The organism is Pseudomonas sp. R5(2019) (assembly GCF_009905435.1).
Classification (GTDB): Bacteria; Pseudomonadota; Gammaproteobacteria; order Pseudomonadales; family Pseudomonadaceae; genus Aquipseudomonas.
In genome coordinates this window covers 43923-50510 of the sequence record NZ_JAAAMT010000043.1, presented here as the reverse complement: position 1 = coordinate 50510, position 6588 = coordinate 43923, and the positions used below count along the sequence as shown (strand labels likewise).

Sequence of the window (6588 nt, the reverse complement as noted above, 5' to 3'; positions counted from 1 at the left end):
CGGCAAACGCCTCTGGACCTACAACCATCGCCTGCCCGACAACATTCGCCCATGCTGCGACGTGGTCAACCGGGGCGCGGCGATCTACGGCGACAAGATCTACTTCGGCACCCTCGATGCCCGGCTCGTCGCCCTCGACAAAAACACCGGCAAAGTGGTGTGGAACAAGAAATTCGGCGACCACCGCACTGGTTTCAACCATCAACCATTCCTGCATTTCGCCGAACTGGCGACCGTTCATGCGCTCGATCTCGACAGCGGTGTCAGATGCACCTGCGTTGATCGTCTCGATGGCGAACCGAGGCGCGTTCATCCGGGAGGTCAATACGGGCCTGCAAAGCGGAATGCGGAATGCGGAATGCGGAATGCGGAATATCGACATGATGATCGGGCTTGGCGGGACTCGTAGTTTCATTCCCGCCAGATCAGCGGGTATCGCAATTGGCCGGCTACTGGTGGTCGTGGCTCGAAAGCCGTTGTCCCAGATTTTTTCGAACGCAAATAACACCTCGCTCTTGGCAATCTCGGTGCGGATATGCGCGCCCAGTTCGCCATCCATCGCAGCCCACACCTGATCGTAATCCTGGAACGCGAAGACCACTGCGCTGATCTGCGCGGAAGGTATCAGGGTGCCCAGAATGACCGGTGGGCCTGCATAAAAGTCGATGGCCCCGGAACGCGCCTGGGCGAGCATGTCGGTGTCGCCGCCCAATTGGCTGATGGGAAAAACTTGCAGGGCGACACTGCCCTGGGACTCTTCGGCAATGCGCTTGGCTTCGCGAGCACGGACACTCATCGGGTGATTGAGGGGCAAATTGTTGGCGAACTTCAGTCGGAACTCTGCAGCGCGGCTGCCAGGGCTGTACAGGCCGGACCCCGCGGCCAGCAAGGCCATTGAGGCAAGGGACACGATTTGGATAAATCGACGACGTGAAATGTCGGTCATGGGGACTCTCCACTTGATTTTTTTATGGATAAAAGAGTGTATTGACAGCATAGCGACGGATTTGTAGTCTGTATACAGAACACGAAAACAGGACGGCATCATGCAGAAGCTCAACACCCCGGCGCACCTGATCGAACAGGTATACGACGCCATTCTCGACGCTATCTGCGAGGGCAAACTGCAGCCTAACGAGCGCGTGACCCAAGAGGGACTCGCGGCGCAACTGGGCGTTTCACGCCAGCCGATCCTGCAGGCTTTCCAGATTCTCAAACGCGAAGGTTTTATCGAAGAACATGGCCGCAAGGGTGTGATCGTCACGCCACTCGACCCGCAGAAACTGGTGCAGTTGTATCAAGTGCGCGCCGCACTCGACGCGCTCGCCGCGCGCAACGCCGCACGGCGTGTCCAGCAAGGTGGCGCCACGAAACTCCAGGCGGTTGCCGACAAACTGGTCAGCAAGGGGCGGGCAGCCGCTGCGGCCAATGACACCAGCGCCCTGGTCCGACTCGACATGGCGTTCCACCAATTCATTTACGAAATGTCCGGCAACCCGGTGATCGCCCAGACCACCGCCCTGCACTGGCACCACATCCGCCGGACCATGAGCTCGATTCTGCAAAACGACGTACGCACCTTCGAAGGGGTGTGGGATGAGCATCAAGCCATCCTGTGCGCCATTTTCGACGGCAATGAAGAACTGGCGGAGCGGCTGGCCCAACAGCACGCCGAAAGCGCCGCCGAACACCTGGCGCGGATTCTGGAGGGCACGGAGCACGCGACAAAACTGAAGCAGGCCTGACCGGCCGACTTAACCCTGGAGACACTCATGAAGCTGACACAAGAACAAATCAAGGCTTATGACGAAGAAGGCTACATCCTGCTGCCGAGCCTGTTTTCACCCGCGGAAGCCGCACTGATGAAATCCCGTCTTCCGGCACTGTACCGGTTGAACCGCGACGAAGTGGTCAAGGAAAAAAGCGGCGTGGTGCGAACCGTGTTTGCCGCTCATACCTTCGATGAAGTCTTCGCCCGGGTGGCAAGCCATCCACGCTTGATCGAGCCCGCACGGCAATTGTTGAACAGCGAGGTGTACATGCACCAGTTCAAGATCAATGCCAAGGCTGCGTTCAATGGCGATATCTGGCAATGGCACCAGGATTTCGGCACCTGGCACCAGGATGACGGCATGCCCGAGGCTCGGGCGATGAACGTGGCGATATTCCTGGATGACGTCAACGAGTTCAACGGCCCGCTGATGTTCATTCCTCGATCGCACAAAGAGGGCCGCCTGGACGCAAGCCACGACCTGACCACGACGAGCTATCCATTGTGGACGCTGGACAATGCCAAGGTCTCGGAGCTGGTTGAGCAAGGGGGAATCGTTGCGCCCAAGGGTGTCGCCGGCACAGTACTGATTTTCCAGAGCACGCTGGTGCATGCGTCGTCGCCCAATCTGTCGCCCTGGGACCGCAACACACTTTACGTCACCACCAACTCGGTGGAGAACGCCATCCGCAAATTCCAGCGCCCGGACTACATCGCTCATCGCGACTTCACACCGATCCGGACCCTCGACGACACCTGCCTCGACGAGTTTCAACAAGCCGTAGCCTGAGCCCCGCTGTCCGCCAAACCGCGTTCGGCGGGTAGACATCGTCATAAAAAGGACAACAACGATGAACGATTCCATGCGCGACAAAGTTGTAATAGTCACGGGCGCCGGCGCTATCGCCGAGGGCTGGAGCAATGGCCGGGCGGCGGCGGTGTTGTATGCACGCGAAGGCGCCAGGCTACTGGCGGTGGACTGTGATCCACAATCGGCCGAGGCCACTTGCGCCATCATTCGCGAAGAAGGCGGCACCTGCGAAGTGTTCACGGGAGATGTCTCCAACTCAGCCGACATGCGCCGGATGGTCGAGGCTGCGCAGGACCATTTCGGTCGCCTGGACGTGCTGCACAACAACGTCGGCATCGCCGAAACCGGCGGTCCGGTGGAGGCCAGCGAAGAGAGCTGGAACCGCTTGCTGGCCGTCAACCAGACCAGCCTGTTTCTGACCTGCAAGTACGCCCTGCCGGTGATGGAGGCACAGAAACGCGGCGCCATCGTCAACATCGCCTCGATTGCCGCAACACACTGGCTGGGTTTTCCCTATGTCGGCTATTCGGCGACCAAAGCGGCGATGATTGCCTTTACCCAGAACGTTGCGGTTCAGTACGCACCGCTGGGCATCCGCGCCAACTGCGTGTCGCCCGGTTTCATGAACACGCCGATGGTCAGCGCGTCGCTTACCGCAACCTACGGCGGTGAGGTTCAAGCCATGCTCGATACCCGCCACGCGCAATGCCCCATGGGTTTTATGGGCGATGCCTGGGACGTGGCTCACGCCGCGCTGTTTTTGGCCTCCGATGCCGCGCGTTACATCACCGGCACCAATCTGGTGGTCGATGGCGGTCTGACCCTGCGCTGCGCCTGAATCCGGTCGCACCACCTTTTTCTCTTCACAATCTGCCGTGGTGCGCCCCGCGGCGGTAAGGACACGTGCGGCGATGCTCGCCATCTTCAATGTTGCCTTTCCAGTATTCAGTCTGATTTTTGTCGGCTTCTTCTGCCGCCGTCGCGGCATCCTGGGGCCCAACGCATCCACCGAGCTCAATCGCTTCGTCATCTATCTGGGGCTGCCAGCGCTGCTGTTTGAGTCGATGTCCCGACTGGCCTCCGTGCAGACACTCGACCTGGGTTTTATTGCCGCTTTCGCCCTTGGCATGGCGGTGGTGTTCCTGATCACCTTGTGGCTGCGCCTGCGCAAGAAGGCTCACTTTATCGACGCCACCATCGATGCGTTGGGAGCCGCCTACCCCAACTCCGGGTTCCTGGGTATTCCACTATGCTTGTTGACCTTCGGTGAGGCGGGCATTGCGCCCGCGGTGATCGGTACCTTGATGACCGCCTGCCTGCTGTTCGCCCTGGCGATTGTGATGATCGAGATGTTTCGCCAGAGCGAAAAGCACTTGGGCCGCACGCTGGCCAAGGTGGGCGGCTCGTTGCTGCGCAACCCGATCATGGTGGCGCCGGTGCTGGGTTGCCTGGTGGCGTGGAGCGGTGTGGCGCTGCCCACCGGGGTGCAGCAGTTGTTTCAGTTTCTCGGCGCGGCAGCGGGCCCCTGCGCACTGGTCTCCATTGGCTTGTTTCTGGCCGCAACCCACTCGCACAAAGTCGACGGCCAGACGTTGGGCATGCTGGTCACAATGAAGTTGATCGTGCAGCCGGCAGTGACGGGCGCATTGGTGTTCTGGGTGTTCGAGCTGCCGCCGATGTGGGCCTGGTCGGCTTTACTGTTAAGCGCATTACCGGTGGGCAACGGGCCATTTATGCTGACGGAATTGTTTGGTCGGGAGGCGAACACCATGTCGCGCACGATTCTGATTTCGACGTTATGTTCGTTGCTGACGGTGTCGATTATTCTGGCGTGGATCCCTCAACAATGAAGTCCCTCGCTACAGGGTTTCGATGATCCTGTAGCGAAAGCGCCCTACCCCACGGTGACGCTGTGCACTTGCTCAATCACGCATGTACCCGCCGTCCACATCCATGATTTCACCCGTCACGAAACTCGCCGCATCCGATGCCAGAAAACACACCGCGGCGGCGATGTCTCGCGGTGTTCCCGCGCGCCCCATCGGCATGTCCACCAACACTCGTGCCCGCGCTTCGGAGCTCAGGGTGCTGGTCATGTCGGTATCGGTCAACGCCGGCGACACCGCGTTGGCGGTGATATTGAACGGTCCGGCTTCGCGCGCCAGCCCCTTGGTCAAGGCAATCACGCCGCCTTTGGCTGCGGCATAACAACTGTTGCCCAACAGGCCGCCACCGCGTTTTCCAGCGACCGAGGCTATGTTGATAATCCGTCCCGAGCGGCGGGTCATCATGCCCGGCAATACCGCCTTGGCGCAGTAGAAAACACTGTTAAGGTCGATCGCCATGACGCGCTTCCATTCTGCCGCGCTCACCTCCAGCAGCGGCGCGGTGGAAACGATACCGGCATTGTTGACCAGGATATCGATGCTCCCCAACGCCTGCCCAACCAGGCTGACCATGGCATCCACCTGCTGCTCATCGGCAACATCTCCCCCCAGGCCGATGGCATGGATACCCAGCTCACCCAACTGTGCCGCCGCGCGTTCGGCGGCGGCATGGTCGAGATCACAAATCGCCACCCGCGCACCGCATTGCCCCAGGGCCACGGCGATGGCATAGCCGATGCCGCGGGCGCCACCGGTGACAAGTGCGTTACGGCCTTCGAGAGAAAAACTGATCGGCGCAAAATTGGCAGAGGCGTTCATTATTGTTATCCCTTGATCCAGACGCAGGTCGGCCTTCCCGATCAAAGGGAAAAGGCCGGTTTTTCAATGAAAATCAGACGGTGGAAGCAGTCAGGAAGGGGCGTAGCCGCCCAGCGCCAACTGGTTCTTGAGCGGCGCAATATCCAGACGCCGCAGCACGCGATACAGCGATGGCCGACAGATCCCCAGCGCACGGGCAGCGGCGGTCATGTTCCAGCGGCATTCGATGAGCACACCGAGTACGTCCTCGCGTTCATCCACGGGTGCCGCGGTGGGTCTGCTCTGGCGAATCGGCGTGACGTTCTGCACGCTCGCACGGACCGGCTGCGACGGCTGACCGTCCGCCTGAGCGAGGAAATCAGCGGGCAGGTCACAGCGCTGCACTCGCGCGCCCTCCTTCACCGCGCAGGCATAACGAATGACCGCCCGCATCTGCCGCAGGTTGCCCGGCCACGAATGGCCGAGTAGCAAGGGCCAGACATCGGCGGCGATCACCTGGCGCGGATCGCAGCCGGGCAGTTCGGTGGCGACCATGCTGCACACCAACTCGGTACGGTCAGTACGTTCGCGCAGCGGCGGCAACTGCACCACACCGGTGGCAATGCGATAGAACAGATCCTCGCGAAAGCTGCCGTTTTCCACCAGATGCATGAGGGATTGGTGGGTCGCACAGATCAGCGCGAAGTTCACCGGCACGCTGCGCTCGGCACCCAGCGGGGTGACCTCGCGCTCGGCGATCACGCGTAACAGGCGGGTCTGCTGCTCGAATGGCATGTCGCCGATTTCATCGAGAAACAAGGTGCCGCCGTCGGCCTGCGCCACTTTGCCTTTCTTGCCCCCCGGCAGGGCACCGGAAAATGCACCGCGGGAATAGCCGAACAGTTCGCTTTCGATCAGGGTTTCGGGGATGGACGCACAATTGAGGGCGACCAGTTGCGCGGCGTGGCGCTGACTGTGCTCGTGCAGCGCACGGGCCAGCACCTCTTTACCGGTACCGGTCTCACCCTGGATGAGTACGGCGATGCCCCGCTCCATCAAGCGCAATGCGCGGCGAAAAGCTTGACGCACTTGCGGGTCAGTGTCGTGGGCAATATCACATTCTGGGTAAGCGGAGGTTGTGTGGGCTCGGGCAAACGAAGGGTGTTCGTGTACAGAAGGCATCAGCGTCACCTTTTATTATTTATAGCTCGTGACTATGTCGACTCACCGCACTTGTGATGCAGCCGTCGATATGGCGTTGAACTACCATAAGGCAGGCACACTTATATTTTCCAATCCATAATAAATCATCTATTGATACC

General features: G+C 60.3%; 6 protein-coding genes and 2 pseudogenes. 5 read left to right on the top strand and 3 right to left on the bottom strand.

All coding sequences use genetic code 11. The features are described from left to right. Positions 1-196: pseudogene (locus GUY40_RS22405) on the top strand (PQQ-binding-like beta-propeller repeat protein); the annotation flags it as partial. A gap of 231 nt (positions 197-427) precedes the next feature. On the opposite strand, the pseudogene GUY40_RS28440 reads toward GUY40_RS22405, so the two are convergent. Further along, positions 428-796: pseudogene (locus GUY40_RS28440) on the bottom strand (TRAP transporter substrate-binding protein); the annotation flags it as partial. 250 nt (positions 797-1046) lie between these two features. Here GUY40_RS28440 and GUY40_RS22390 point away from each other — a divergent pair. From GUY40_RS22390 to GUY40_RS22375, 4 genes are all read left to right on the top strand, one after another. Continuing rightward, positions 1047-1745, top strand: a complete 699-nt coding sequence (locus tag GUY40_RS22390; RefSeq protein ID WP_166571094.1) for a GntR family transcriptional regulator — start codon at positions 1047-1049, stop codon at positions 1743-1745. A gap of 27 nt (positions 1746-1772) precedes the next feature. Continuing rightward, positions 1773-2561, top strand: coding sequence for a phytanoyl-CoA dioxygenase family protein (locus tag GUY40_RS22385; RefSeq protein WP_166571093.1), 789 nt, complete (start codon positions 1773-1775; stop codon positions 2559-2561). Between the two features lie 61 nt (positions 2562-2622). Beyond that, positions 2623-3420, top strand: coding sequence for an SDR family NAD(P)-dependent oxidoreductase (locus GUY40_RS22380; RefSeq protein ID WP_166571092.1), 798 nt, complete (start codon positions 2623-2625; stop codon positions 3418-3420). Between the two features lie 73 nt (positions 3421-3493). Next, positions 3494-4432: an AEC family transporter gene (locus GUY40_RS22375; protein WP_166571091.1), complete on the top strand. Its 939-nt coding sequence runs from the start codon at positions 3494-3496 to the stop codon at positions 4430-4432. A gap of 72 nt (positions 4433-4504) precedes the next feature. On the opposite strand, the gene GUY40_RS22370 is transcribed toward GUY40_RS22375, so the two are convergent. Then, positions 4505-5287 (bottom strand): SDR family NAD(P)-dependent oxidoreductase, encoded by a 783-nt coding sequence (locus GUY40_RS22370; protein ID WP_166571090.1) that lies wholly within the window; start codon positions 5285-5287, stop codon positions 4505-4507. 90 nt (positions 5288-5377) lie between these two features. Beyond that, positions 5378-6448 (bottom strand): sigma-54-dependent Fis family transcriptional regulator, encoded by a 1071-nt coding sequence (locus GUY40_RS22365; protein WP_166571089.1) that lies wholly within the window; start codon positions 6446-6448, stop codon positions 5378-5380. Between the last annotated feature and the right edge of the window lie 140 nt (positions 6449-6588).